General features: G+C 66.6%; 25 protein-coding genes and 1 tRNA gene. 15 read left to right on the top strand and 11 right to left on the bottom strand.

Features of this window, described 5'->3' with window-relative positions:
* Positions 1 to 109 precede the first annotated feature (109 nt).
* Positions 110 to 2,074: an acetate--CoA ligase gene (gene acs, locus GGR90_RS13805; protein WP_167922017.1), complete on the bottom strand. Its 1,965-nt coding sequence runs from the start codon at positions 2,072 to 2,074 to the stop codon at positions 110 to 112.
* A 95-nt stretch (positions 2,075 to 2,169) separates the two neighbouring features.
* On the opposite strand from acs, the gene amaB reads away from it, so the two are divergent.
* Positions 2,170 to 3,672, top strand: a complete 1,503-nt coding sequence (gene amaB, locus GGR90_RS13800) for an L-piperidine-6-carboxylate dehydrogenase (protein ID WP_381449591.1) — start codon at positions 2,170 to 2,172, stop codon at positions 3,670 to 3,672.
* A 110-nt stretch (positions 3,673 to 3,782) separates the two neighbouring features.
* On the opposite strand, the gene GGR90_RS13795 is transcribed toward amaB, so the two are convergent.
* The 3 genes from GGR90_RS13795 to fsa all read right to left on the bottom strand — a co-directional run bounded on the left by GGR90_RS13795 (position 3,783) and on the right by fsa (position 6,824).
* The gene (locus GGR90_RS13795) at positions 3,783 to 5,300 is read right to left on the bottom strand and encodes an acetyl-CoA acetyltransferase (RefSeq protein WP_167922015.1); all 1,518 of its coding nucleotides are present in this window, start codon (positions 5,298 to 5,300) and stop codon (positions 3,783 to 3,785) included.
* 2 nt (positions 5,301 to 5,302) lie between these two features.
* Positions 5,303 to 6,097 carry an enoyl-CoA hydratase-related protein gene (locus tag GGR90_RS13790; protein WP_167922014.1) on the bottom strand — a complete coding sequence of 265 codons (795 nt, stop codon included), beginning with the start codon at positions 6,095 to 6,097 and terminating at the stop codon, positions 5,303 to 5,305.
* A 76-nt stretch (positions 6,098 to 6,173) separates the two neighbouring features.
* Entirely contained in the window at positions 6,174 to 6,824 is a 651-nt protein-coding gene (gene fsa / locus GGR90_RS13785; protein ID WP_167922013.1) for a fructose-6-phosphate aldolase, read from the bottom strand.
* Positions 6,825 to 6,951: 127 nt separating this feature from the next.
* Between fsa and radA the strand changes: the two genes are divergently transcribed.
* The 4 genes from radA to GGR90_RS13765 are packed head-to-tail and all read left to right on the top strand — an operon-like array spanning position 6,952 to position 11,168.
* The gene (radA, locus tag GGR90_RS13780; protein ID WP_167922012.1) at positions 6,952 to 8,313 is read left to right on the top strand and encodes a DNA repair protein RadA; all 1,362 of its coding nucleotides are present in this window, start codon (positions 6,952 to 6,954) and stop codon (positions 8,311 to 8,313) included.
* A 10-nt stretch (positions 8,314 to 8,323) separates the two neighbouring features.
* A complete protein-coding gene (locus GGR90_RS13775; protein ID WP_209023751.1) occupies positions 8,324 to 8,863 on the top strand; it encodes a CvpA family protein in 540 nt (179 codons plus the stop codon).
* Entirely contained in the window at positions 8,860 to 9,285 is a 426-nt protein-coding gene (locus tag GGR90_RS13770; RefSeq protein WP_167922011.1) for an iron-sulfur cluster assembly scaffold protein, read from the top strand. The genes GGR90_RS13775 and GGR90_RS13770 overlap by 4 nt, the downstream gene beginning before the upstream one ends.
* A gap of 2 nt (positions 9,286 to 9,287) precedes the next feature.
* On the top strand, positions 9,288 to 11,168 hold the full coding sequence (locus GGR90_RS13765) for a cation:proton antiporter domain-containing protein (RefSeq protein ID WP_167922155.1): 1,881 nt from the start codon (positions 9,288 to 9,290) through the stop codon (positions 11,166 to 11,168).
* Positions 11,169 to 11,174: 6 nt separating this feature from the next.
* Here the strand turns inward: GGR90_RS13765 and aroB are convergent, their stop codons facing one another.
* Together aroB and GGR90_RS13755 are read right to left on the bottom strand one after the other, a co-directional pair.
* Positions 11,175 to 12,281: a 3-dehydroquinate synthase gene (aroB, locus tag GGR90_RS13760; protein WP_167922010.1), complete on the bottom strand. Its 1,107-nt coding sequence runs from the start codon at positions 12,279 to 12,281 to the stop codon at positions 11,175 to 11,177.
* Positions 12,269 to 12,847 (bottom strand): shikimate kinase, encoded by a 579-nt coding sequence (locus GGR90_RS13755; RefSeq protein ID WP_167922009.1) that lies wholly within the window; start codon positions 12,845 to 12,847, stop codon positions 12,269 to 12,271. Before GGR90_RS13755 ends, aroB begins: the two co-directional genes overlap by 13 nt.
* Positions 12,848 to 12,991: 144 nt before the next feature.
* Here GGR90_RS13755 and GGR90_RS13750 point away from each other — a divergent pair, with 144 nt between their 5' ends.
* The 4 genes from GGR90_RS13750 (at position 12,992) to GGR90_RS13735 (ending at position 18,352) form a co-directional block, all read left to right on the top strand.
* Positions 12,992 to 14,800 (top strand): hypothetical protein, encoded by a 1,809-nt coding sequence (locus GGR90_RS13750; RefSeq protein ID WP_167922008.1) that lies wholly within the window; start codon positions 12,992 to 12,994, stop codon positions 14,798 to 14,800.
* Positions 14,793 to 15,704 (top strand): tyrosine recombinase, encoded by a 912-nt coding sequence (locus GGR90_RS13745; protein ID WP_167922007.1) that lies wholly within the window; start codon positions 14,793 to 14,795, stop codon positions 15,702 to 15,704. The genes GGR90_RS13750 and GGR90_RS13745 overlap by 8 nt, the downstream gene beginning before the upstream one ends.
* A gap of 9 nt (positions 15,705 to 15,713) precedes the next feature.
* Positions 15,714 to 16,661 carry an acetyl-CoA carboxylase carboxyltransferase subunit alpha gene (locus tag GGR90_RS13740; protein WP_167922006.1) on the top strand — a complete coding sequence of 316 codons (948 nt, stop codon included), beginning with the start codon at positions 15,714 to 15,716 and terminating at the stop codon, positions 16,659 to 16,661.
* A 194-nt stretch (positions 16,662 to 16,855) separates the two neighbouring features.
* On the top strand, positions 16,856 to 18,352 hold the full coding sequence (locus GGR90_RS13735; RefSeq protein WP_167922154.1) for a M48 family metalloprotease: 1,497 nt from the start codon (positions 16,856 to 16,858) through the stop codon (positions 18,350 to 18,352).
* Positions 18,353 to 18,434: 82 nt separating this feature from the next.
* Here the strand turns inward: GGR90_RS13735 and GGR90_RS13730 are convergent, their stop codons facing one another.
* Positions 18,435 to 18,596 (bottom strand): Flp family type IVb pilin, encoded by a 162-nt coding sequence (locus GGR90_RS13730; protein ID WP_037554190.1) that lies wholly within the window; start codon positions 18,594 to 18,596, stop codon positions 18,435 to 18,437.
* A 144-nt stretch (positions 18,597 to 18,740) separates the two neighbouring features.
* A complete protein-coding gene (locus tag GGR90_RS13725) occupies positions 18,741 to 18,890 on the bottom strand; it encodes a Flp family type IVb pilin (protein ID WP_342449940.1) in 150 nt (49 codons plus the stop codon).
* Between the two features lie 86 nt (positions 18,891 to 18,976).
* On the opposite strand from GGR90_RS13725, the gene GGR90_RS13720 reads away from it, so the two are divergent.
* Positions 18,977 to 19,405 (top strand): (deoxy)nucleoside triphosphate pyrophosphohydrolase, encoded by a 429-nt coding sequence (locus GGR90_RS13720; RefSeq protein ID WP_167922004.1) that lies wholly within the window; start codon positions 18,977 to 18,979, stop codon positions 19,403 to 19,405.
* On the opposite strand, the gene GGR90_RS13715 is transcribed toward GGR90_RS13720, so the two are convergent.
* Positions 19,402 to 20,253 carry a methyltransferase domain-containing protein gene (locus GGR90_RS13715; protein ID WP_167922003.1) on the bottom strand — a complete coding sequence of 284 codons (852 nt, stop codon included), beginning with the start codon at positions 20,251 to 20,253 and terminating at the stop codon, positions 19,402 to 19,404. The genes GGR90_RS13720 and GGR90_RS13715 overlap by 4 nt on opposite strands.
* A gap of 24 nt (positions 20,254 to 20,277) precedes the next feature.
* Here GGR90_RS13715 and GGR90_RS13710 point away from each other — a divergent pair, with 24 nt between their 5' ends.
* The 5 genes from GGR90_RS13710 (at position 20,278) to GGR90_RS13690 (ending at position 22,471) form a co-directional block, all read left to right on the top strand.
* Positions 20,278 to 21,156, top strand: a complete 879-nt coding sequence (locus GGR90_RS13710; protein WP_245198662.1) for a ComF family protein — start codon at positions 20,278 to 20,280, stop codon at positions 21,154 to 21,156.
* Positions 21,157 to 21,160: 4 nt separating this feature from the next.
* Positions 21,161 to 21,421, top strand: coding sequence for a glutaredoxin 3 (gene grxC / locus GGR90_RS13705; RefSeq protein ID WP_167922002.1), 261 nt, complete (start codon positions 21,161 to 21,163; stop codon positions 21,419 to 21,421).
* A 3-nt stretch (positions 21,422 to 21,424) separates the two neighbouring features.
* Entirely contained in the window at positions 21,425 to 21,886 is a 462-nt protein-coding gene (locus tag GGR90_RS13700; RefSeq protein ID WP_167922001.1) for a DUF1178 family protein, read from the top strand.
* Positions 21,887 to 21,935: 49 nt separating this feature from the next.
* Positions 21,936 to 22,012: transfer RNA gene (locus GGR90_RS13695), tRNA-Arg, on the top strand.
* Between the two features lie 207 nt (positions 22,013 to 22,219).
* Positions 22,220 to 22,471 (top strand): hypothetical protein, encoded by a 252-nt coding sequence (locus GGR90_RS13690; RefSeq protein WP_167922000.1) that lies wholly within the window; start codon positions 22,220 to 22,222, stop codon positions 22,469 to 22,471.
* Between the two features lie 11 nt (positions 22,472 to 22,482).
* Here GGR90_RS13690 and GGR90_RS13685 read toward each other — a convergent pair whose 3' ends face one another.
* Positions 22,483 to 22,989, bottom strand: coding sequence for a hypothetical protein (locus GGR90_RS13685; protein WP_167921999.1), 507 nt, complete (start codon positions 22,987 to 22,989; stop codon positions 22,483 to 22,485).
* Between the two features lie 15 nt (positions 22,990 to 23,004).
* The gene (locus tag GGR90_RS13680; RefSeq protein WP_167921998.1) at positions 23,005 to 25,464 is read right to left on the bottom strand and encodes a hypothetical protein; all 2,460 of its coding nucleotides are present in this window, start codon (positions 25,462 to 25,464) and stop codon (positions 23,005 to 23,007) included.
* Positions 25,465 to 25,467 lie beyond the last annotated feature (3 nt).

Raw genomic sequence — 25,467 nt, 5'->3', positions numbered from 1 at the left:
TCCCCTCCCGCTTGCGGGAGGGGCTAGGGGAGGGCTTGTAGCTCTCTCAATACTTCGGTTCGGGGACAGGCCCTCCCCCGACCCCTCCCATAAATGGGAGGGGGGAAGATCAGCGATTCTTCCGCCCTTCGATCAGTCCTTCGACCAGGCTCGGGTCGGCGAGCGTCGAGGTGTCGCCCAATGATCCGAAATCATTCTCGGCGATCTTGCGCAGGATGCGCCGCATGATTTTGCCGCTTCGCGTCTTGGGCAGGCCCGGGGTCAGGTGGATATGGTCGGGGGTCGCGATCGGGCCGATTTCCTTGCGGACCTGCTGCTTGAGCGCCGCGACGATTTCGTCGGTCGGCTCGACCCCGGCATTCAATGTGACATAGGCGTAGATGCCCTGACCCTTGATATCGTGCGGGAAGCCGACGACGGCGGCCTCGGCGACATCCTCGTGGAGGACGAGCGCGCTTTCGACCTCGGCGGTGCCCATGCGGTGACCCGACACGTTGATCACATCGTCGACGCGGCCGGTGATCCGCCAGTAACCGTCGGAGTCGCGGCGGCAGCCGTCGCCGGTGAAATATTTGCCCTTGTAGGTCGAGAAATAGGTCTCGGCGAAGCGCTGGTGATCGCCATAGATCGTCCGCGCCTGTCCGGGCCAGCTGTGCGTGATGCAGAGATTGCCCTCGGACGCGCCGCCGGTCTGTTCGTCGACGAGCACGGCGCCCTCGGCATCGACCAATTGCGGGCGGATGCCGAAGAAGGGCTTGCCGGCGCTGCCCGGCTGCATCGCGTGCGCGCCGGGCAGGGTGGTGATCATGATCCCGCCGGTCTCGGTCTGCCACCAGGTGTCGACGACGGGAACGCGGCCCTTGCCGACGATCTGGTGATACCAGCGCCACGCCTCGGGATTGATCGGCTCGCCGACGCTGCCGAGCAGGCGGAGCGACGACAGGTCGTGCCGCGTCACATAATCGTCGCCCTCGCGCATCAGCGCGCGGATCGCGGTCGGGGCGGTGTAGAGGATGTTGACCTTATGCTTGTCGACGACCTGCCAGAAGCGATCGTGGTCGGGATAATTGGGCACCCCCTCGAACATCAGGGTGGTCGCGCCATTCTGGAGCGGGCCGTAGACGACATAGGAGTGTCCGGTGACCCAGCCGATGTCGGCGCTGCACCAGAAAATCTCGCCCGGGCGATAGTCGAAGCCATAATAGAAGGTGCTTGCGGTCCACACGCTGTAGCCGCCGACGGTGTGGAGGACGCCCTTGGGTTTGCCGGTCGAGCCGGAGGTGTAGAGGATGAAGAGCGGGTCCTCGGCATTCATCGGCTCGCACGGGCAGGTGTCGCCGACATCCGCCGACAGCGCGTCGTACCAATGATCGCGGCCTTCCTTCATGCTCACGTCGCCGCCGGTGTGGGCGATGACGAGCACCGCCTTCACATCGACGCGCTCGAGCGCCTTGTCGACATTGGCTTTCAGAGGAACTCTCTTGCCGCCGCGCAGCCCCTCGTCGGCGCAGATCACCCAGTCGCTGCCGCAATCCTCGATGCGGCCGTGGATCGCCTCGGGCGAGAAGCCGCCGAAGACGACGCTGTGCACCGCGCCGATGCGTGCGCAGGCGAGCATCGCGACCGCGCCTTCGGGGATCATCGGCATGTAGATGGTGACACGGTCGCCCTTCTGGACGCCCATCTTCTTCAGCGTATTCGCGAAGCGGATGACGTCGGCAAGCAGCGCTTTGTAGCTGATATGCCGCGTCTCGCCGTCGGGGGCGTCGGGTTCGAAAATGATCGCGGTGCGGTCGCCATGGCCCGCAGCGACATGGCGGTCGACGGCGTTGTGGCAGAGGTTGAGGACGCCATCTTCATACCATTTGATCTCGACGGGATCGTAGGACCAGTTTGCGATCTTCGTCGGCGGGGTGATCCAGTCGAGACGCTTCGCCTGCTCGGCCCAGAACGCGTCGGGATCGTCGATGCTTTGCGCGTAGAGCCCGTCGTAATCGGCGGCGCTGCAATGCGTGTTCGCCGCGGCATCGGCCGGAACGGGGACAAAGGGTTCTGACGGCGACAATTCGGACACGGACGACTCTCCCAATCGGCATTGCATTGTTCGCCCGCTGCGATAACCCGCGAGCCACAAACTGCAAGGGCGCGTCGGCGCCAATGAAGGGACAGATGATGACGGCATTGGGCCAAGAGGTCGCGCGGTTGCTCGATGGACTCGGCGTGGACCGCACGCTGTGGACCGACGGATCGATGCCGTCGGTGACGCCGTTGACGGGCGAACAACTGGCGATGGTGCAGGTGGTTGATGGCGCCGCGATCGACGCGCAGCTCGACGCCGCGACCGCGGCTTTTCGCGCGTGGCGCCATGTCCCCGCGCCGCGGCGGGGCGAACTCGTCCGCCTGTGGGGCGAGGAATTGCGCGCGGCGAAGGACGATCTGGCGAAGCTGGTGACGATCGAGGCGGGCAAAATCCCGTCCGAAGGCGCGGGCGAGGTGCAGGAGATGATCGACATCTGCGACTTCGCGGTCGGGCTGTCGCGCCAACTCTACGGGCTGACGATCGCGACCGAGCGGTCGGGGCACCGGATGATGGAGGTCTGGCATCCGCTTGGGCCCGTCGGGGTGATTTCGGCGTTCAACTTTCCCGTTGCCGTGTGGGCGTGGAACGCGGCGCTCGCGCTGGTGTGCGGCAACAGCGTGGTTTGGAAGCCGTCGGAAAAGACACCGCTGACCGCCTTGGCGACGCAGGCGATTTTCGAGCGTGCGGTGGCGCGGTTCGGCGACGCGCCCGCGGGGCTGGCACAGTTGCTGATCGGCGGGCGCGAAGCCGGCGAGGCGCTGGTCGACGACAAGCGCGTCGCGCTGGTGTCGGCGACCGGCTCGACGCGGATGGGCCGCGCGGTCGCGCCGCGGCTGGCGCAGCGTTTCGCGCGCGCGATCCTCGAACTTGGCGGCAACAATGGCGTGATCGTCGCGCCCTCGGCCGACCTCGACCTCGCACTGCGCGGCGTCGCGTTCGGCGCGATGGGGACCGCGGGGCAGCGCTGCACGACGACGCGGCGCCTATTCCTGCACGACAGCATCTACGACGGGTTCGTCGCCAAGCTGAAGGCAGCTTATGCGAGCGTCGGCGTCGGCAATCCGCTGGAGGGCGAGGTGCTCGTCGGTCCGCTGATCGACCGCGCGGCCTATGAGATGATGCAGGACGCGCTCGCGGCCGCCAAGGCGGCGGGCGGTGTCGTTCACGGCGGCGAGCGCGTTGGCGAAGGCGCGAGCTTTTATGTGAAGCCGGCGCTCGTCGAGATGCCGGGGCAGGTCGGCCCGGTGCTCGAAGAGACCTTTGCGCCGATCCTCTATGTCATGCGCTATTACGACCTCGACGCGGTGATCGAGTTGCATAACGACGTCGCGGCTGGCCTGTCGTCGGCGATCTTCACCACCGACATGCGCGAGGCCGAGCGCTTCTTGGTCGCAAGCGATTGCGGGATCGCGAACGTTAATTTGGGGACGAGCGGCGCCGAGATCGGCGGGGCGTTTGGCGGCGAGAAGGAGACCGGCGGCGGGCGCGAGTCGGGTTCGGACAGCTGGAAGGCCTATATGCGCCGCGCGACCAATACGCTGAATTATTCGGACGTGCTGCCGCTGGCGCAGGGGGTTTCGTTCGACATTTGACCAGTTCCCCTCCCGCTTGCGGGAGGGGCTAGGGGAGGGCATGTGACGCTCCCGCGCCGTCGCGTCGAAACAGGCCCTCCCCCGACCCCTCCCATGAATGGGAGGGGAGATCAGGCTGCGCGCCAGCCGAAACCTTCATCGATTGGCACGATCTGGCCGGTTGTCCCAACCGGCTCAGCCTTGCCATCGGTCAGGAACGCCAGCATTACTGCATCGCTGACATCGACATGCGCGAGCGTGCGCTTGTCTGCGGGCGTGCGCGCCACGACCACACCGGCTTTCGGCGCCCCATCACGGCCATAAAACACCGTATAGCTCTCGATCGTCGCCGGCCCCGCATAATCCTCGATCAGCTCGGGGACCGGCTCGCGCTTCGCTTCGGCTTCGGCCTGATAGTCGAAATCCTGTGGGAAGCTCGCGGCGGCAATCGGCTTGTTGCCCAGCACGATGCAATGATTGTCGGTCGCGAAGCCGCCATTGGCGAAGAGGAACCCGTAGCGGCCCTCGTGGCGCAATTTTTCGACCATCGAGACGACAGCATGGCTCATATAATTGGCGATCGGCCCGCCGCCGAAGGTGAGGCCGCCGAACACCGTCGCGGGGCGGTCCCACGGCCAGCCGAGGATGCGCCGCGCCATCTTGGGCACGCAGGGGAAGCAGCTGTAAAGCTCGACAAAATCGAAATCCTTGGCGGTCATTGCGTTCAGTTCGAGCGTGCGGGTGATCGAGGTTTCCATACTGACGCTGCCGTCGTAGCGGTCGCGGTGGAGGATGCTTGGCGGCTCCTTTGCCGCCGCGCCCATGCCGATATGGATCAGGCGATCTTCGGGGATGCCGCGGCGCCATGCCTCGGCCAGGCTCGCGACGATGAAGCCCGCGCCCTGGTTTACCGACGAATTGGCGACCATCAGTTTCGAATAGGGGAAAGCGATCGGGCGGTTGCGCTCGTCGACCTTGAGGATGTCCTCGGGGCTTGCGGGCTTGCGGATCCATGCACCGTCGTTGGCGGCGGCGACGTCGGAAAAGCGCGACCAGATTTCGGCGCTTTCGAACTGCGCATCCTCGAGGCTTTCGCCCCACGCGGCGCGTGTCGCATTTTCGTAGAGCGGATAGACATCGACCGGCGCGGCGAGGCCGTGCTTCTGGGCGTAATTGGGCTCGCGTCGTGTCGCGACCTTGCGGATCGCATTATAGCTCTTGTCCTCGCCGCTCGCGGCCTTGGCAGCGCGGCCGGCGGCGGTGCGCAGCGCCTCGCCGCCGACGATCGCGGCGAGCTTGACCTCGCCCGCGCCAATGCGGTTCGCGGCCTCGTTGAGCAGCCGGACGGGCGTGTCGCCGTGAGGCGCGGCGGACTGGTAATTGATCGCGGGATTGGCACCGATCGCGGCGGCGAGCGGCTCGCAGAGCTTGCCGAGGCTGTGGAAGCTGATCTGATCGACGATCGCGAGGCTGTCGAGATCGGCGAGGAGCCCGCCGCCCGCATCTGCGTCGGCAATCTTCAATGCCTCGACCATCAGGCCGAGCGAGTCGAGGCCTTGATCGGGGTCTTCAGGCCGGTCGTTGATCTGCCCGACCCCGATGATGACGGGAATGCGTTCGGGATCGGACGTTTTTGTCCCTTGGGTCATCGTCAGCGCGCTTTCCACTCGGGCTTGCGCTTCTGCGCGAAGGCAAGCGGGCCTTCGCGGGCATCCTCGCTGCGCATCAGCACGCCGCGTTCGCGCGTGTTATGCTCCCAAAAGGGCGCGTCGGCGGCGATGCGGCCGTCCTCTATGCCGAGCGCGACGCGCTTCGACGCCTGCACCGACAGCGGGGCATTGGCAGCTATCTTTTCGGCGAGCGCGAGCGCGGTGGGCATGAGCTCGGCAAGCGGGACGACATGATTGACCAGCCCGAATTCGGCGGCGCGCGCGGCGGGGATCGGGTCGCCGGTCAGCATATATTCCATCGCGAGCTTCTTCGGCAGTTGCTGCGCGAGGCGGAAGGCGCCGCCCGCCGCGGCGAACAGCCCGACCTTGACTTCGGGCAGGCCGAATTGGGCGTGGTCCGCGGCGACGATGATGTCGCTCATCAGCGCGATCTCGCAGCCGCCGCCAAAGGCGAAGCCGTTGACCGCGGCGATGATCGGCTTCGAGATCGGGTGCGAAACCATCCCCGCGAAACCCCATGCCTGCTGCGCCGGATCGTCGGGATAGAGGCTTTCGCCGCGCGACAGCGCGACGAGGTCGGCGCCGGCGCAGAAGCTCTTGTCGCCCGCGCCGGTGATGACGACGGCGCGGATTTCGGAATCCGTCTCGGCCTCTTCGAGCGCGGTGCCGATGCCGATGTGGACCGCGGCATTGACGGCGTTGCGCGCCTCGGGCCGGTTGATCGTGACGATCAGGATATGGCCGCGCTGTTCGGCGAGGATGGTGGTGTCGGTCATCGCGAATCTCTCCCTTTCGGGCGAGTATCGCGATGACTTAACGTTTACGTCAACTGCTAAGAGCGTGAGGCGTGTCTCAGATCGACTGCCCGGTCTTCGCCCAGTCGGCGAGGAAGCCTTCGATGCCCTTTTCGGTCAGGATATGCTTGAACAGCCCCTTGATCACCGACGGCGGCGCGGTCATCACGTCGGCGCCGATCTTCGCGGCTTCGAGCACATGGATGCCGTGGCGGACGCTCGCGACGAGGATCTCGGTCTCATAGCCATAATTGTCGTAGATCAGCCGGATGTCGGAGATGAGCTGCATGCCGTCAAAGCCATTGTCGTCGTGGCGGCCGACGAAGGGCGAGACGAAGGTCGCGCCGGCCTTCGCGGCGAGTAGCGCCTGCGCCGCCGAGAAACAGAGCGTGACATTGACCATCGTGCCGTCGCTGGTCAGCGCCTTGCACGTCTTGAGCCCGTCGATCGTCAGCGGCACCTTGATGCAGACATTGTCGGCGATCTTGCGGAGGATTTCGGCCTCCTTCATCATCGTTGCATGGTCGAGCGCGACGACTTCGGCCGATACGGGGCCGGTGGTGAGCGCGCAGATTTCGCGGGTCACGTCCTTGAAGTCGCGGCCCGACTTGGCGATCAGCGACGGGTTGGTGGTGACGCCGTCGAGCAGGCCGGTCGCGGCGAGTTCCTGGATGTCGGCGATTTCGGCGGTGTCGGCGAAGAATTTCATGGGATGGGCTTTCTTGTGCGAGGCGATTCGGATTTGACGACCCCCTAGAACAACGCGGGCCAAAACTGAACCGTCGGCTTCGATGAAAGCGCTAGCGTTCGTCCTTTGTTCCGGTTAAGCGCCGGGCATGGCCAAAGCGAAACGTCAATATGTCTGCCAGAACTGCGGCTCCGCCACCTATCGCTGGCAGGGGCAGTGCGCCGACTGCGGCGAGTGGAACACGCTGGTCGAGGAAGCCGGCGAGACGGTGTTTTCGGCGAAGCACGATCTTAGCCGCGGGGGGCGGACGCTCGCGCTCGAAACGCTCGACGCCGACAGCAAGATGCCCGAGCGCATGCTCTGCGGGATCGCCGAGTTCGACCGGGCGCTGGGCGGCGGGTTCGTCGCGGGGTCGGCGACGCTGATCGGCGGCGATCCGGGAATCGGCAAGTCGACCTTGCTGCTCCAAGCGGCGGGACGGCTGGCGAAGGCGGGCAAGTCGGTCGTCTATATCAGCGGTGAGGAGGCCGCGGCGCAGGTGCGGCTCCGCGCGCAGCGACTGGGGCTCGGCAATGCGCCGGTCGCGCTCGCGAGCGCGACCTCGGTGCGCGACATCCTTGCGACGCTCGACGGCCGCGACGCCGATTTCGTCGTGATCGATTCGATCCAGACGATGCACAGCGACCTGATCGACAGTGCCCCCGGAACGGTGAGCCAGGTCCGCGCGAGCGCGCAGGAATTGATCCGCTATGCCAAGGACAGCGACGCCGCGATCGTGCTGGTCGGCCATGTGACCAAGGACGGCACGATCGCGGGACCGCGCGTGCTCGAACATATGGTCGACACGGTGCTGGCGTTCGAGGGGGAGCGCAGCCACCAGTATCGCATCCTGCGCGCCGTGAAGAATCGCTTCGGCGGCACCGACGAGATCGGGGTGTTCGCGATGGGCGAGGAAGGGTTGGGCGAGGTGAGCAACCCGTCGAGCCTGTTCCTGACCGACCGCAGCCGCGACGTGCCGGGATCGGTGGTCTTTCCCGCATTGGAGGGCACGCGCCCGGTGCTCGTCGAAGTGCAGGCGCTCACCGTGCGCCTCGCGAGCGGAGCGACGCCTCGCAGGGCCGTCGTGGGCTGGGACAGCGGGCGCCTCGCGATGGTGCTTGCGGTGCTGGAGGCGCGCTGCGGGCTGCAGATGGGCGCCGCCGAAGTCTATCTCAACATCGCGGGCGGCTATCGGCTCACCGATCCCGCCGCCGATCTCGCGGTCGCCGCCGCGCTGATCTCGGCGTTCAGCGAGCGGCCGGTCCCCGCGGATGCGATCGTCTTCGGCGAACTGTCGCTGTCGGGCGAGGTGCGGCAAGTCGCGCACGATGGGCTGCGCCTGCGCGAAGCGGCGAAGCTCGGTTTTTCGCGCGGTTGGGGGCCACAAGGAATGAAAGGGGTCGGCGGGATTTCGGTCACCGGCTTCGCCCGGCTCGGCGAACTCGTTGACCTGATGCTCGGTCGCGACTAGCGACCGCAAAATGGGAAGTCTGACGGCTCTGGATATCGTCGTGCTGGTGCTGGTCGGCGGCGGCGCGGTGCTCGGTTTTTCGCGCGGCCTCGTGCAGGAAGTGACGCTGCTGCTGGCGTGGGTCCTCGCGATCGCGGCAGTGCGCTTCTTTCATCCGCTTGTCACCGACCTGCTCGTGGGCTGGGTCGGGACCGAGGGGGGCGCGGCGATGCTGGCGTTCGTGCTGTTGTTCGGCGGCGTGTTTGTGCTCGCCAAATGGGGATCGCGCGCGATGGGGCAGCGCAGCCGCGCGTCGCTCGTCGGCGGGTTCGACCGCGGGCTCGGTGCGGGGTTCGGCGCGGTGAAGGGGCTGCTGATCGCGACGATCGGCTTCATGGTCGTGACTTTGCTCTACGACATCGGCTACGGGAATGCGCAGCGTCCGGCCTGGATGACGGGCAGCCGCACCTATCCGGCGCTCAACGCGACGAGCGCGGCGATGAGCAAGGTGATCGCCGAGCGGCGGGCCGAAGCGCGCGAGGCCGAGGCCGCGAAGGACGACGCACCATGAGCGCGCCGCTGTACAATCGCGACATATTGGCGCTCGCGGTCGCGACCGCCGACTATCTGCCGCTCGCTGATGCGCGTCTCCGCGCCAGCAAGCGCGCCCCGCTGTGCGGAAGCGCGATCATCCTCGATCTCGACACCGACGATACGGGCCTTGTGACGCGCGTCGGCCTGCACGTCGAAGCCTGCGCGCTTGGCCAAGCGTCGGCGGCGCTGCTCGCGCGCCATGCGCCGGGATTGGGGCTCGCCGAAATCCGCGCCGCGCGGGGCGCCATCGCGGGCTGGTTCGCGGGCGAGGGCGATCGGCCCGACTGGCCGGGCTTCGATCTGCTCGCCCCCGCGCGCGACTATCCCGCGCGTCAGGGGGCGATCCTGCTGCCCTTCGATGCCGCGGTCGCGGCGCTCGAGGAGCGGGCGGCGGCGTGACGCTGCTCGCGCTCACGGCGGCCGCCTCCGAAGCGGCCGAGAGGGCTACCGACACCGCGCTGATCGAAGGCGCGATCCTGCTCGGGGTTGCGACCTTGTTCGTGCTGATCTTCCGCCGGCTCGGCCTTGGCGCCGTGCTCGGTTACCTGATCGCGGGCGCGATCGTCGGGCCGCACGGACTAGGGCTTGTCGGTGGCGGCGAATCGAAGCTGGCCTTTGCCGAGCTTGGCATCGCTTTCCTGCTCTTCCTCGTCGGGCTCGAATTGTCGCCCGGTCGGCTGTGGCAGATGCGGCGCGCGATCTTCGGGCTCGGCATGGTTCAGGTCGTGGTGACGGGGCTGGTGCTGACCGCGCTCATCCATCTGACGCTCGGGTTCAGTCCCGCGGCTTCGCTCGCGCTCGGCCTGCCGCTCGCGCTGTCGTCGACCGCGCAGGTGCTGCCGGGGCTCAAAAGCTCGGGCCGGATCAACTCGCCCTTCGGCGAAAAGGCCTTTTCGATCCTGCTGTTCCAGGATCTGGCGATCGTCCCGATGATCACCATCGTCGCCGTGCTGTCGCGGGCGCCGGCCGATCCTTCCGCGCCGTCGGGGTGGCAGATGGCCTTCTTCACGTTGTGGGCGATCGTCGTGCTGGTTCTTGCCGGCCGCTTCGTCGTCAATCCGTTGCTCCGGATCATCGGACGTTATGGCGAGCGCGAATTGTTCGTCGTCGTCGGCCTGCTTACCGTTCTCGCCAGCGCGGCGTTGATGCACAGCCTGCACGTCTCGCCAGCGCTCGGCGCTTTCGTTGCGGGCGTGATGCTCGCGGACTCGCCCTACCGGCACGAGATCGAATCGGACATCGAGCCCTTCCGCCTGATCCTGCTTGGCCTCTTCTTCCTCGCGGTCGGCATGGTGCTCGACATCGGTGCGGTTATCGAGCGCCCGTTGCTGGTGCTCGCGCTCGCGGCGGGATTGGTCGCCGTCAAATTTTCGGTCCTCGCCTTGATCATCCGCCTCTTCGGCAAGCCCTGGAAAGCGGCGCTGGGGCTTGGCTTGCTCCTGAGCCAGGGCGGCGAGTTCGGTTTCCTCCTTTTTGCGCAAGCGACCGACGCGTTGCTCATCCAGCCCGAAGCGGCGAGCCTGTTCAGTGCCGTCGTCACCTTGTCGATGATTTCGACGCCCTTTCTGATGCTGTTCGCACGCAATCTGGAATTCGCGCCCGAAACCGACCAGCCGGCGCTCGACGACCCGGCCGATGCGCCGCGCGGGTCGGCGATCGTCGTCGGTTATGGGCGCTTTGGTCAGATCGTCTCGCAGATGTTGCACGGCGTCGCCTGCTCGGTCACGCTGATCGACAAGAAGCCGAGCCAGATCGAGCTGTCGAGCCGCTTCGACACCAAGGTTTATTTCGGCGACGGGTTGCGGATCGACCTGCTCCGCCGGGCGGGGGCCGAGGAAGCGCGGCTGATCATCTTCTGCATGGATGATGCGTCGGTCGACGCCGAAGCGATGAGACCGATCGTTGAGGCCTTCCCGAACGCGAAGATATTGATGCGCGTGTTCGACAGGCGACAATTGCTCGCGATCGACGGATCCGGTGTCGATGGCGTCATCCGCGAGGTGTTTGAAAGCTCGATCGCGATGGGGCTGACGGCGTTGCGCCACCTTGATGTCGACCCGGCTGAGATGGACGACGTCGAGGCGACCCTGCGCCATCTCGACGATACGCGGCTGCAGGTGCAGCTCGACGAGGGCGACCTGTCGGCGGGAATGGACCATCGCTTCAAGCCGGGCGGCGGGCGCGAGGCCGACAGCGTGCTCGAAAAATTCCGCCGCAAGCGGCAAGCGGCGAAAGCGGCCCGCGAAGAGAATGAGGCGGCGGGACTGACGAGCGAGAGCTAGCCGTTCCTATGCGGCACGCTGTCCGTCGAGGAACGCCGCCACCCTATCGAGGCCAAATTTGTCGGTGACGAAGCTCTGCCCGATGCCGCGGGTGAGGATGAGCGGCAGCTTGCCGCCGCGCACCTTCTTGTCGTGCGCCATATGCGCGGCGAGTTCAGCGCCGCCTATGTTCACGCCCGCGCTCGCCAGGCTATGCGGCAGGTCGAGGCTGGCGAGGTGGTCGCGCACGCGCATCGCGTCTTCGGTGCGGCAGAGGCCGTTAGCGGCCGAGAATTGGTGCGCGAGGACCATGCCCGCCGCGACCGCCTCGCCGTGCAGCAGCCGGTCCGAATAGCCCGTCTCGGCCTCAAGCGCATGGCCGAAGCTGTGGCCGAGGTTGAGCAGGGCGCGGATATCCTGCGTCTCGCGCTCGTCGGCGGCGACGATGCGCGCCTTGGCGGCGACACTGTGCGCGATCGCCTTGTGACGGGCAACACTGTCGCCGGCGAGCAAGGCCGCGCCGTTCGCTTCGCACCAGGCGAAAAAGTCCGCGTCGTCGATCAGCCCATATTTGACGACCTCGGCATAGCCGGCGCCGAGCTCGCGGCGCGGCAGCGTTTCGAGCGTCGTCGGGTCGATCACGACCATCGCCGGCTGATGAAAGGCGCCGATCAGGTTCTTGCCCGCGCGCACGTTGATCGCGGTCTTGCCGCCGACGCTGCTGTCGACTTGCGCCAACAAGGTGGTCGGGACCTGGATGAAGTTGCAGCCGCGCTTGACGATGCTGCACGCGAAACCGACGAGGTCGCCGATCACCCCGCCCCCCAGTGCGATGACATGGTCGCCGCGCTCGACGCCTTCGCCGATCAGCCATTCGGTCAGGCGCGCGAGGCCGGCCCAGCTCTTCGTGCCTTCGCCGGGCTCGAGCACGAAGGAGGAAATGGAGATATTCTCCATCGCGAGCGAGGTGCCGAGCGGAATCAGATAATGGTCGGCGACATGCGCGTCGGTGACGATCATCGTCCGCGGGCGCTTCAGCAGCGGCGCGACATGCTCGCCGATTTTGCGGATCAGCCCGTCGCCGATCAGGATCGGATAGCTGCGAGCGCCCAGCTCGACCGTCAGCGTTTCCATAGCGGATCTTCCCACTTTGATAGGGCCTCCAATATCGCGCGCACCGTATGATCGTGCGGCGTGCTCGCCGAACTGACGCGCAAGGGCGCCTCGGCATAGATGGGATTGCGGACCGCCGCCAGTTCGCGAAGCACCTCGCCGGGGTCGCGGTCCTTCAACAGCGGGCGGTGGCTGCGGCGACCGACGCGCTCGACGAGGGTCGGGATGTCGGCGTCGAGCCAGACGCAGACGCTGTCCTTCAGGATCAGCGCGCGCGTTTCCTCGTTGATGAAGGCGCCGCCGCCGGTCGCGAGCACCATCGGCTTTTCGGCGAGCAGGCGCGCGATCACGCGACGCTCGCCATCGCGGAAATGCGCCTCGCCAAAGCGCGAAAAAATGTCGGAAATCGTCATGCCGGCGGCGCGCTCGATCTCGTCGTCGGCGTCGGCAAAGCGCATGCCCAGCCGCTGCGCGAGGCGGCGGCCGATCGTAGATTTGCCCGACCCCATCAACCCGACGAGCACGATCGACCGGTCGCGGATCGACGCGGGGATGGCAGCAGCCGGGCTTTTCGGGTTTCGCGACATGGTGCGCGCGGCTATACCGCCCGTGCGGCGCGGAACAATGGTTTTGCGCGATACCGGACGAACGGCGGGCTGCGGCGTCATGACCGATCAGGCCGGAATGATTGAGGTGAATGTGACCGACAAGATTGCCGAAGGCGCGGCGCGATGAAAAAAAACACGCTGTCGTTGACGCTGGGCCTGTCGGCCACCGCGCTCGCCGCCATATTGGTGCTGCCTGTGATCGCACAGGAATCGCTGTTGCCCGAAGGGTTCGGCACGCCCCCCGACACGCCCGCCCCGAAATCCTCACCGACGCCGTCACCCGCCGCGACGCCCACGCCGGGTTCGGCGCCGACGAACGGCGCCGTGCCGCCGCCGGTCACGCCGACGCTCGATACCACCACGGTCGGCGCAGCGGATGAAGAGGGCGAGGAAGAGGAAGAGGTCGAATCGGGCGGGCTGAAATATGATCTGCCGCCCGGCGCGCGCCGCCTGCTCACCCGCATCGGGCCGCTCACCCCCGAAACCGGGGGGCTTGCCCCCGACGCGTTCGGGGTTCGCGGGCAATATGCCGCGGCGATCATGCGCAAGACGAGCGGTCAGTTCGCCTCACGCTGGGGCCAGATATTGCTTCGCCGCGCCCTCGCATCGGCGATCGATACGCCCGACACCATCAACGGCGCGGACCTGGCCGCCGAGCGCGCGTCGCTGCTGCTTCGCATGGGCGAATCGACCACCGCGCGCCGGATCGTCCAGTCGGTCGATTATGACCGCGCGAGCCCGCGCCTCGTCGCCGCGGCGCAGCAAGTCTATCTCGCCACCGCCGATCCGGCGGGCATGTGCCCCTATGTGCCGGCGGGGCTCGCGCATGGCGATCAGCAAACGTGGCGCCTTTCGGCCGCGATTTGCGCGGGCCTGTCGGGCGAGGCCGGACCGGCCGGCTGGGCGATCGGCCGCGTGCGGTCGAGCGGCAAGATTTCGAACTTCGACGTTCTGCTCGCCGAACGCGTGCTTGGGGCGACCGGCGCGGGCCGGCGTTCGACGACGATCGAATGGGACAATATCGACCGGCTGACGAGCTGGCGTTTCGGCATGGCCACCGCGACCGCGATTCCGGTTCCCGAAACGCTGCGGACCGTCGCGCCCTATTATATGAAGGGCTGGATGGTTCTCGCGCCGATGACCGACATGGCGGACCGCATCGCCGCAGCGCCCGAGGCGGCGGCGCGGGGGGTGCTGTCGAACGAGGCCTATGTGTCGCTGCTCAGCGCCGCGGCGAGCGAGGAAGAGCCCGGCGAAACGCTCGCGGCGCAGACAGAGCAGCTTCGCGGCGCCTTTCGTCTCGCCACCGGCGCCGAACGTTATGCCGCGATGGAGCAGCTGTGGGCGGCGGGCGGAAACACCGCGCAAACCTATGCCGCGATGGTCGCGACCGCGCGCGCCGCCGCCGCGCTTTCACCCAGCACCGATACCGGCGGCGATCCGTGGCAACTGTTGGGGTCGATGCTCGCGGGCGGTTATGACGCGAATGCGCTCGCCTGGGTTCCAAGCGTGTCGGTGGGCAGCCGCGCGTGGGGCGTGCTCGCGGTCGGTTCGCCGCGGGCGCTCAGCGGCACGAGCGCGGGCGCGGTCGAGCGGTTTTCGGACGATGACGACAGCGTAGACACGCTGCGCTCGAAATTCCTGCTCGCGGGTCTCGCGGGTCTCGGGCGGCTCGATGCGAACGCCGCGGCCTCGGCGGCGAGCGACCTCAGTGTCGACCTGGGCAAGCAGACGCGCTGGTCGCGGGCGATCATGGCGGCGGCCGAGCGGCGAGAGCCGGGCATGGTGGCGCTGCTCGCGGCGACGGGTATGCAGGGCGAATGGTCGAAAGTGCCGCCCTACCATCTCTATTATATCGTCCGCGCGCTGCGCGACGTCGGCCTCGAAGCCGAAGCGCGGATGATCGCGGCCGAAGCCTTGGTGCGTGTCTGACGGCGCGTTAATCGGCCGCTTTCTGGAAATGATGGCGGCCGAGCGCGGGGCGTCGCGCAACACGCTCGCCGCCTATCGCCGCGATCTCGAACAGGCGGTCGAGTGGATCAAAGGCCCGCTCGGCGACGCCGATGCTTCGACTTTGCGCAAATTGATGGCCGATTATCAGCCGCTTGCCGCGAGCAGCGCGGCGCGCAAATTGTCGGCGCTGCGGCAGTTCTACGCTTTCCTGCTGGACGAGGGCGAGCGGGCGGACAATCCGGCGCTCGACATAGCGCGGCCCGCAACGCGGCGGCCGTTGCCGCGCATCCTGACCCACGCCGATGTCGAACGGCTGTTCGAGCAAGCGGGTGAAGAAGCCGCTGGGGAAGCGCCGTCGGCAAACGCCGTACGCATGCTGCTGCTGCTCGAACTTCTCTATGGGTCGGGTCTCCGCGCGAGCGAACTCGTGTCGCTTCCGCGCCGCGCCGTGGCGGGCGAACGCGAATATCTGATCGTCCGCGGCAAGGGCGACAAGGAACGGCTGGTGCCTTTGTCGCAGCGCGCACGCGCGGCATTCGATCGCTGGCTGCCGCTGCTCGTCGACGGGTCACCCTGGCTCTTCCCGTCGGGCAAGGCGCATATCTCGCGCGTGCGGCTGTTCCAGATGCTGCGCGAACTCGCGGCGCGCGCCGGGATCGACCCGACCGCGATCAGCCCGCATGTGCTGCGCCACGCCTTTGCGACGCACCTGCTCGAAGGCGGCGCCGATCTGCGCGCGCTGCAATTGATGCTCGGCCACGCCGACATCGCGACCACCGAAATTTACACGCATGTCGATAGCCGCCGCCTCGTCGAGCTGGTCAACAAGCGTCACCCGCTTGCTCGCATGGATGGCGTTGACCTTGACACATCATCGTCCTAGCGACTCCGCATGACAGCCTTTCTGGACTTCGAAAAACAGGTCGCCGCGCTCGATCGACAGATCGCCGAACTGCGCGAAATGGGCGACGACCCGTCGCTCAACATCGACAATGACATCGCGCGGCTGGAGGACAAGTCCTCGAAACTGCTGCGCGAAATCTATGGCAAGCTGACGCCGTGGCAAAAGACGCAGGTCGCGCGCCATCCCGACCGGCCGCATTTCAAACATTATGTCGCGGGGCTGTTCGACGACTGGATGCCGCTGGCGGGCGACCGCAATTTCGCCGACGATCAGGCGATCCTCGGCGGGCTCGCGCGCTTTCGCGGCCGCCGGGTGATGGTGATCGGCCATGAAAAGGGCGACGATATCCCGTCGCGCATGAAGCATAATTTCGGCATGGCGAAGCCCGAGGGCTATCGCAAGGCGATCCGCCTGATGCAGCTCGCCGACCGCTTCGGCCTGCCGGTGGTGACGCTCGTTGACACTTCGGGCGCTTTTCCGGGCATTCAGGCCGAGGAGCGCGGGCAGGCCGAGGCGATCGCGCGCTCGACCGAACAATGCCTCGCGCTTGGCGTGCCGATGGTTGCGGCCGTGGTCGGCGAGGGCGGTTCGGGCGGGGCCATCGCGCTGGCCGCCGCCAACCGCGTGCTGATGTTCGAACATGCGGTCTATTCGGTGATCTCGCCCGAAGGCTGCGCTTCGATCCTGTGGCGCACGTCGGACAAGGCGGCGGATGCCGCCGCGGCGATGAAAATGTCGGCGCAGGACCTGCTCGGTCTCAAGGTCATCGACCGGATCGTCGCCGAACCCGTCGGCGGCGCGCACCGCGCGCCCGAAGCCGCGATCGCTTCGCTGGGCGATGCGATCGAACAGGAGCTGGCCGCGCTGGCGGGGTTGCCGCGCGATACGCTGCTCGCCGCGCGCGAGGAAAAATTCCTCGCGATGGGACGCGCCTGACCGGCCGGAACCAGAACACGGAAGCTGGCGTTTCCTTCCTGGCTATGGCTATTTCTATCCACCGTTCGCCCTGAGCTTGTCGAAGGACTGTCCTTTCCCTTTGGCTTGGCCGAAAAAGGACGGTGCTTCGACAAACTCAGCACGGGCGGTATGGTTGAATGACGGTAAGGCAGGGAGGTGCATTGATGGCCCGGATGACGACGACGATGGCGCTGGCACTGGTTCTGACGGGCTGCGCGATGGCAGGGGGCAGCAGTCCCGCCGACGCGCAGCTGAAGGCGATCAAGACCCAGACCAATATCTCGCCCGCCGAACGCAAGCAGGGCGACGAGGCGCATCCGCAGCTGCTCCAGGAATTCGGCGGCGCGTACAAAGGGCCACAGGCCGCTTATGTGAACCGCGTCGGACAGAATATCGCGATGCAATCGGGCCTGTCGCGGTCGCCCAGCGATTTCACCGTGACGCTGCTCAATTCGCCGGTGAACAACGCTTTCGCGATCCCCGGCGGCTATATCTATGTCACCCGCCAGCTGATGGCGCTGATGAACGACGAGGCGGAGCTTGCCGGCGTCCTCGGGCACGAAGTCGGCCATGTCGCTGCGCAGCACAGCAAGAAGCGCCAGTCGGCGGCGACGCGCAATTCGATCCTCGGCGTGCTCGGCGCGGTGCTCGGCAGCGCGATCGGCGACAATGGCGGGCTGCTCGGCGGGCTGGGCGGGTTGCTCCAGAATAATTCGATGCGCGTCGCGCAGCTCGCGACGCTGGGCTTCTCGCGCAGTCAGGAGTTGCAGGCCGACCAGCTGGGTGTCCAATATCTCCGCAGTGCGGGTTACGATCCGCTCGCGCTGTCCACGATGCTCGCGAGCCTCGCCAATCAGACGAACCTCGACGCGCGCCTGTCGGGCGGCGATGCGCGGTCGCTGCCCGAATGGGCGAGCACGCACCCCGACCCCGCCTCGCGCGTGCGGAACGCGCAAACGCTGGCGAGCCGCGTCGGTGCGCGCGGCGGTAACCGCAACGCCGACGCCTTTCTCGCGTCGGTCGACGGCGTGCTGTACGGCGACGACCCGGCGCAGGGCGTTATCGAAGGACGCGATTTCCTGCACCCCGATCTCCGGCTGCGCTTCACGGTGCCGAACGGCTACGGGATGCAGAACAGCGCCGATGCGGTGTCGATCAGCGGCAATGGCGGACAGGCGCAATTTTCGACCGGAGCGTATAGTGGCGACATGAACGCCTATATCTCGGCGGCTTTCCGGGCGGTCGCCGGCAATGCGTCGATCAGCCCGAGCGCGATCCAGCGGACGACCGTGAACGGCATCCCGGCGTCCTATTCGACCGCGCGCGTGAACAGCCAGTCGGGTCAGGTCGACGTCACCGTCTTCGCCTATGAATTTTCGCGCGGGCAGGCGTTCCACTTCGTCGCGCTGACACAGGCGGGCCGGGGCAGCGCCTTCAATTCGATGTTTACCAGCGTGCGGAGGTTGAGCTCGGCCGAGGCGGCGGCGATCCGGCCGCGGCGCGTCGACGTCGTCACCGTCGGCCGCGGCGATACCGTCGCCAGCCTGGCGCGGCGGATGGCGTACAGCAATTATCAGACCGAACGGTTCCAGGTGCTCAACCGGCTGACCGCTTCAAGCCGGCTGACGCCGGGGCAGAAGGTCAAGGTCGTGGTCTACGCGAACCGATAAGTCCGAAACCACGAAAAAGGGCGGTGGGATGACCCACCGCCCTTCCGTTTTCGTTGCGCGCGAAGCGCGCAAACCAACGCGATTAGTCGAGGTTCGACGCAACCGAATTGAAGGTGTTGCTGACGCTGTTGCCGACGAGGCCCATGGCCGAGATGCCGGCGACGGCGATGAGAGCCGCGATCAGGCCATATTCGATGGCGGTGGCGGCTTTGGTGTCGCGGACGAACTTTTTGATGAACTTCATGACTGGTCTCCTGATTTCACTTACCCTGTTGACGGTCTGGTCTGGGTCAACATCTGCGGTTTAGGGCGAATAGGTTTTGAAAATCTTAATGTCGCGCGAGGGGACGGGCCCCATGGCCGCCCCGAAAAGGGACAGCCGCCGCGGCTACATATTCGCGTCCGCGGCGGTCGAAACCTTGCCCCACATATTGCCGGTGGAGTTGGCGACGTTGCTGACCGCGACGACGGCCGCCAGAAAGACGAGGGCCAGGATCAGCCCATATTCGACGGCCGTGGCGGCCCTGGTCGACCGCATCAGCCTGTAAAAGTTTCGCATTGTTCCACCCCCGACTGAAATATAGTTCCCGAGGAATCCAGCATTCGCATAGGAAGGTTAACAATTTGTCCGCGCTCATCCCCGGAAAACCGCCAAAAACATCGCTGGTTGTCGTCGCCGCGGCGCTGGTCGACCGCGACGGGCGGCTGCTCGTCCAGCAGCGCCCCGAAGGCTTGGCGATGGCGGGACTCTGGGAGTTTCCGGGCGGCAAGCTCGAGCCGGGCGAAACGCCCGAGCAGGCGCTGATCCGCGAACTGGCCGAGGAACTGGCGATCGATGTCGATCACGCCTGCCTCGCGCCCGCCTGCTTTGCGAGCGACATGCTGGGCGACCGGCATCTGCTGCTCTTGCTTTACGTATGCCGCAAATGGCACGGAACGCCGGTCGCGCAGCATGCGAGCGCGCTTCGCTGGGTGCGCCCGGTAGAACTACACGGCCTCGACATGCCGCCCGCCGACAAGCCGCTGATCGGGCTGCTCGAGGCACTGATCTAGCCCTTCGGCTTGAGGGCCTCCGTCAGCGAAGCGGTGCCGCTGCCGCGTCGCGCGGGCTGCGGTTGATCGGGATGCGGCGCCCAGCCGCTGAAATGGACGAGGCGAAAGCTTTCGCCGATGCGGCCGTCGGGGTCGGCTTGCGCCGCGAACGCCGCGGCGATCCGCGCCGCCTCGTCGCGGGTCAGCGGCGGCGGTGCGGGATCGAGGCGGCTCGACAGGCCGGTTGCGCGCAAGTCGCGTGCGAGCGCGAACCAGTCGCCATAGCGCACGATCAGCGCCTCGACATCGACGACGGGAAGCGCGAAGCCGACGCGCTGGAGCAGATTGCCCATCGCCGCGAGATCGATCTGCGGGTGCAACCGCGCGATCGACCGCACGCCGTCGGCCATCACCGCGCGGCGCAGGCGCGGCAGGCTGCCGTCGCCGACGAAGGCGCCGAGCAGCAGGCCGTCGGGCGCGAGCAGCGCGCGCAGTCGTACGAGCGCGCCGGGCACGTCGTTGACGCTGTCGAGCCCGCCCGGCCAGACGATGAGGTCGAAGCTGCCGAATGGCAGGTCGACCGCATCGGCCTCGACCGCGATCGCCGCAGTCCGGCTTGCGAGCCGGGGCGCCGCCTCGATGATTATGAGGTCGGTGCCGGTAGCGCGAAGATGGTCGATCAGCGCGGGGTCGTGCGCGCCGACGAGCAGGGTTCGGGGAAATTCGCGCGTCACCATCGTCAGCCGGTCGAGCAAGGTTTCGGCGATGATCGGCGCGAGGAAATTGGCGGCCGCGGGCAGGCGCGCCATGCGGTCGCGCTGGGCGCGGTGGCGGGCGGGCGAGAAAAGCGAACGTGGGGCTTGCGACATGCGCCGCTTGTGCAGCCCCCGGCGATGCTTCACAACCCGCGGATGGCAAAGGCGACGGGGGAAGCCGAAAAAACCGACGCGCCGGCCGAGGCATGGCTGGGCGGTCTGCGCGCCGCGACGCGCGCGATCGTCGACTATGCGCTGCCCCCGCGTTGCCCGGGTTGCGGGGTGATCGTCGGCGACGATCGCCAATTCTGCCTCGCCTGCTGGTCGTCGCTCGATTTCCTAGGCGGGCCAGGATGCGCCCATTGCTCGATCCCTTTGCCTACGGCCGCGCCTGGCGTGGCGCTGGCGTGCGGGGCGTGCCTTGCCGATCCGCCGCCCTTCCAGGGCGCGCCGTCGGCGCTCGCCTATGGCCCCGTCGCCCGCACGGTCGCGCTGCGGCTCAAATATGGGCGGCGGACCGGGCATGCGCGGCTGATGGCGCGGTTGATGGCGCGCCAACTCGTCGTGCTGGGCGATATCGATGCGGTCCTGCTCGTTCCGGTGCCCTTGCACCGCTGGCGGCTGTGGTCGCGCGGGTTCAACCAGGCCGCGCTGCTCGCCGACGAACTCGCGCGGCTGACGGGTGCGCCGCGCGATCATCATCTGCTGCTCCGCGTCAAGCCGACCGCATCGCTGCGCGGCAAGGGGCGCAAGGAGCGCGAGCGCATCGTTGCTGGCGCCTTCGCGCTGGCGCCCGATGCCAAGGCGCGCGCGGCGGGAAAGCATCTGGTGCTGGTCGACGATGTTCATGCGAGCGGGGCGACGCTGCGCGCCGCGGCGCGGGCGCTGCGACGGAGCGGCGCGATGCGGGTGTCGGCGCTGACCTGGGCGCGCGTCGTCCCCGACGCGGTGGGGGGCAACATATTTGACTTTGCTTCGTTGGATTCCGATATGCAGACCGAAAGGATGACAGGATAGCCGCATGGCCCAGATCGAAGTTTATACGAAGGCTTTCTGCCCCTATTGCACGCGGGCGAAGATGCTGCTCGACGGCAAGGGCGCCGATTTCCGCGAAATCGACGTGACGATGGACCGCGCAGGGTTCGACGCGATGGTCGCCCGCGCGAACGGGCGCCGCACCGTGCCGCAGGTCTTTATCGGCGGAAAGCATGTCGGCGGCAGCGACGACCTCGCCGCGCTCGACGCGAAGGGCGAACTCGACGCGCTGATCGGAGCCGCCTGACCCATGATCGTGTTCGATCTTTGCTGCGCGGCCGGCGATCACCGGTTCGAGGCCTGGTTCGCGAGCAGCGACAGCTTCGCCGACCAGCAGGCGCGCGGCCTGATCGCCTGTCCGGTCTGCGGCGACAGCGCGGTGACGAAGGCGGTGATGGCGCCGCGGGTCGGCGCGAAGTCCAATCAGGCCTCGATCGTGCCCGTTTCGGCGCCGGCGGAGCCCGAGCCCCGCCCCGAACTGGTGCGCAAGCTGCTCGCCGGCATCGCGGCAAAACAGGCCGAAATGCTGCCGCAATCGCGCTGGGTCGGCCGCGATTTCGCCAATGCCGCGCGCGCGATGCACGAGGGACGCGCGGCCGAGGACCTGATCCACGGCCAGGCTTCGCCCGACGAGGCGGAGGCGCTCCGCGACGACGGGATCGCCGCGATGCCCTTGCTGGTGCCGATCGTACCGCCCGAGGCGGCCAATTGATCCAAGCCGATTGACGCTCCGCGCGCTCCGCCGCTACACGAGCGGCGGCGCACCCGTAGCTCAGCAGGATAGAGCATCAGATTCCTAATCTGGGGGCCCCGCGTTCGAATCGCGGCGGGTGCACCATTTTTCAATGACTTAACGTGGGTCAGTGGAATTTTCGTGTTCCATCCTGTTCTCCCTGTTTCTCGCTGTTTCCCGTCCGTTCCCCGGCATTACCGGCGAATCCATGCAACACGGATGGAACACCATTGAGGGTATCGCGCGCTGCAATAGACTTGCTCTCGCAGTCGGCTTATCGTCCCGTCGATATTCCATATGAAAGGAACTGACTTGGACGAAGATGCTCTCGCTCGGCGATTTGGCCACGAGATGGCGATCCGTTATTTAGTCGCAGACCTATACACCGAGATATGCCGAACCAAGGACGACCCGCGAGCTTATGCGGAAAAATGGCGAAATCGCAGCATCGACGCCGTTGACGCTTTACTCGACAAGGGCGGGCATCCGGTGCTGAGCCACGCGGCACTCCACGAGGTAGAAACCTTCTGGAAGACAGTCCTGCACGCCTTTCCCGCAGAATAACGTTTCGCTGCCTACCCGAACTGCTGGCTGCGATACCGCGAATATTGCGTCGCGGACCCGAGCAGGGTTGAAGCGACCGCGAAGCCCGCGGCAACCTTGGCCTGCTTGCTTTCCGCCCGCGCGGCACGGCTCTCGCTTTCGTAATTCCACGCATCCATCGCCCGAGCGCGAACCTCGCGGCGGTTGTTCTCCGACAGCGCCGCCGAATCCTCCGCGCCGATCATCTCCGTATCGAGGATCACGCGGCTCGCGCTGCCGAATGTGGGATCGATGTTGTTCGCCCCCATCCGTGCCTCTTGCGCACCAACCCGCGCGGCCACATCTCGCCCGAGCTGGCGCTGTTGTTCCTGCCCTCGCACGATAGCGTCGTTCGCCGCCTCGCGGGACGCCTGCTTGTTCTGCTCGGCGACCTGCGCCTTGTATCGGGACATTTGCGAGGCATAGATACCGCCCTGGATTTGGCCTGCGGAGGTGACAGCCGCCGAAGCGATCGTCAGCCCTAGAACCGGATCACACATAGATATTTCCTTTCGTCATTCGCCGCCCAAGGCGTTCTCAAGATCGGGACCGCGAGACGGCGCATCCGCCCCCGGTTCCCACCAAAGGCCTTGTCCATTCTCGGCGGCCCATTGTTCGACACGCGCGCGGCTCGCGCCATATTCGGGGTCATAGGCCTCCGAGAGTTGATCGAGGATCATCCGCTCGTAGGCGGCGCGCAGATACCAGATGTTCCCACCGGGGGAGTAGCGCTTGAGCATCCGCGTTGCCTGCCGTGCGGGGTTCGCCGGTTCGCCGGTTTCCTCATTGTCGAACATGCCCGAGACGGCGGAGCGCGTGTCCTTGACCAGCCCATAGAAGGGGCCGAGCGCGAAGCCCGCAAGGCTGTCGATACGGTCGCTTTTGAAGCTGCCGACGATGTCACCAAAGATGCCCAGCCCGCCGCCCTGCAAAGCCGCGTCCGCCCAAAACTCGGGATCATCCATCGGGCGCGGGTCGCGGCCCTTGGCGATCTCGCGCAGTTGTATCGCGGCGGCGCCGAATAGCGACATGCCGATGAACAGCTGCGCCCCGTAGACACCGGCCCGATACGGGCCAAGCTCGCGCAGCACCTGCGCTTGCGACATCAGCATGGAAACCGCGAAGCCCTTGAACTGGAAGCTGTTGCGCAAGGCCTCGCCGGTCAACGTTCCCGGCCGCGTGCCGCCCTGCATCAAGGCCCTGGCGCTCGCGGTATTCTCCTGCACCGCGCGGGACGTCTCGGCGAGCACCATTTCCTGCACCTGATCGGCGATCCGGCGATCGGCAATGTTCCGCGCGTTCACGAATGCGGCGCTGCCCCGGCGCTCGGGTTCGGCCTTGCGGATGGCATTCCATTCGGTGACGCCGATGCCGTAGCGGGTCATCGTCCCCCGGATCGCGTCGGGGAGGGCGTCGAACGTCTGCCCCCGCAAGTCGCCGAGCGTGCCAAGGAAATCCAGCCCGAACGCCCGCTGGCCTGCCTCCGTCCATTTGTTGAGGCCAGCCAGGCGCAGCACGTCGTCGGCAATAACCTGCGTCAACTGCGGGCCGTGCGTCTCGCCATAGAAGCGGGACATGCCAAGGAGCGAATGGCTGGCGTCGCGCATCCCGAGCCCGAGCCGGATCGCGAGCTTGCGGTCTGCCGAACTCGCCGGGTTGAGCTGCTTGAGATAGGACCACAGCACCTTCGTCTGCGGTAGCCCGCTGAGTTTGCGCGTCATCAACTGGGTATTGACGTCGCTGATCGCCGAGATCGGAGACGAGCCAAGCAGCGCCGACGTCAAAAGGTCGCGCGTGCCCGCAATCCCCCGGATCGCATAGTAGCTCGGGCGCTCAAGCCAGCCCTCGGCAAACACCGGCACCGACGTCTCGCCGTTGAGATAAGCCCACAGTCGTTCGGTCGCTGCCCGCCCGCCCGACGAGCCGGTGACGGCACCGGGCGCGACCTTGTCTGACTGCGCCTCCAGCCGGTCGACCGAATCGAGCAAGAACTTAACGGTCGCGTCGGGATTGGGACCGAACCGCTCCAATGAGGCAATGTCGTGCGACATGCCCCGGATATGGCCCATTACCGTCGTGAAGGCGTCGCCGCTGCCATATTTGGCCTGATATTCCAGCCACGCATCGCCATCCTTGAAGACGAACACGCGATGATAGGCGCGGGCGTTCGCGAGTTTCGGCTGCGACATGAAGGGATCGAGCGGCTCGGCGCTGAGCCCGTTGGTGCGGATCGACTCGTAACTGCCGCGCAGCACTTCCTCCAGACGGGCAGGGGTCATGCGAAGGCCGGTGTCGGGATCGCGCATCGCCGCCGTGTCTAGCCCCTCGCGCAAATCCTCGCGCCATTGGGGATAGCCTGCACGGCGGACCTTGATCGCGTCATGGCGGTGCGTGATGCCCCAGCCCCGCAGCTTGCCGATGTTGCCCCCGGCCGCGTTGAAGCGAAGGCGCAAGCTGTCCAGCGTATTCGCCAGCGCGTCGGCGTAGGTCTTGGCGCGCGGGTTGCCGCTGCCGTGACCGTGCAATTCTTGGATGACCTCGCGCAGCCCCGCGCGGTTGGTGGCCTTACCGAGAAAATTGCGGCGGTGCGTCTGGATGAACTCCGAAATCTCGGCTTGTGCCTGAAACTCGATATTCTCGGCGCGGGTGACGACATTCTCATAGGGCGCTTGCAGATCGCGATCCATCATGGCGCGGATCGCCGCATAGGGCGAGCTGCCCCGATATTTCCCGATGTCATCGCGGGCACGGCGCTGCGAAGCCGCCTGCAACAGTGTCTGTCGGCGCTTCAATGCCGCCGCATCGGCCATCTGGCGTAGCGTCTGCTCGCTCGCTTCGGCCGCCGCCGTCTCTGGCCCCATATTTTGCCGATAACCGCTCTCAAGCTGGTCGAACAAATCGGACATGCGCTTGGCCCGTTGCGGGTCAATCTCGCCGCGCTCGACCATGCCGGGAATGCAATTTCGGAGAGACATTTA

Origin of the sequence: Sphingopyxis italica, from assembly GCF_011926545.1 — a bacterium.
In the GTDB taxonomy this organism is placed as follows: domain Bacteria; phylum Pseudomonadota; class Alphaproteobacteria; order Sphingomonadales; family Sphingomonadaceae; genus Sphingopyxis; species Sphingopyxis italica.
The sequence above is the reverse complement of the archived record's forward strand: the minus strand, read 5'-3'. Positions and strand labels throughout refer to the sequence as shown.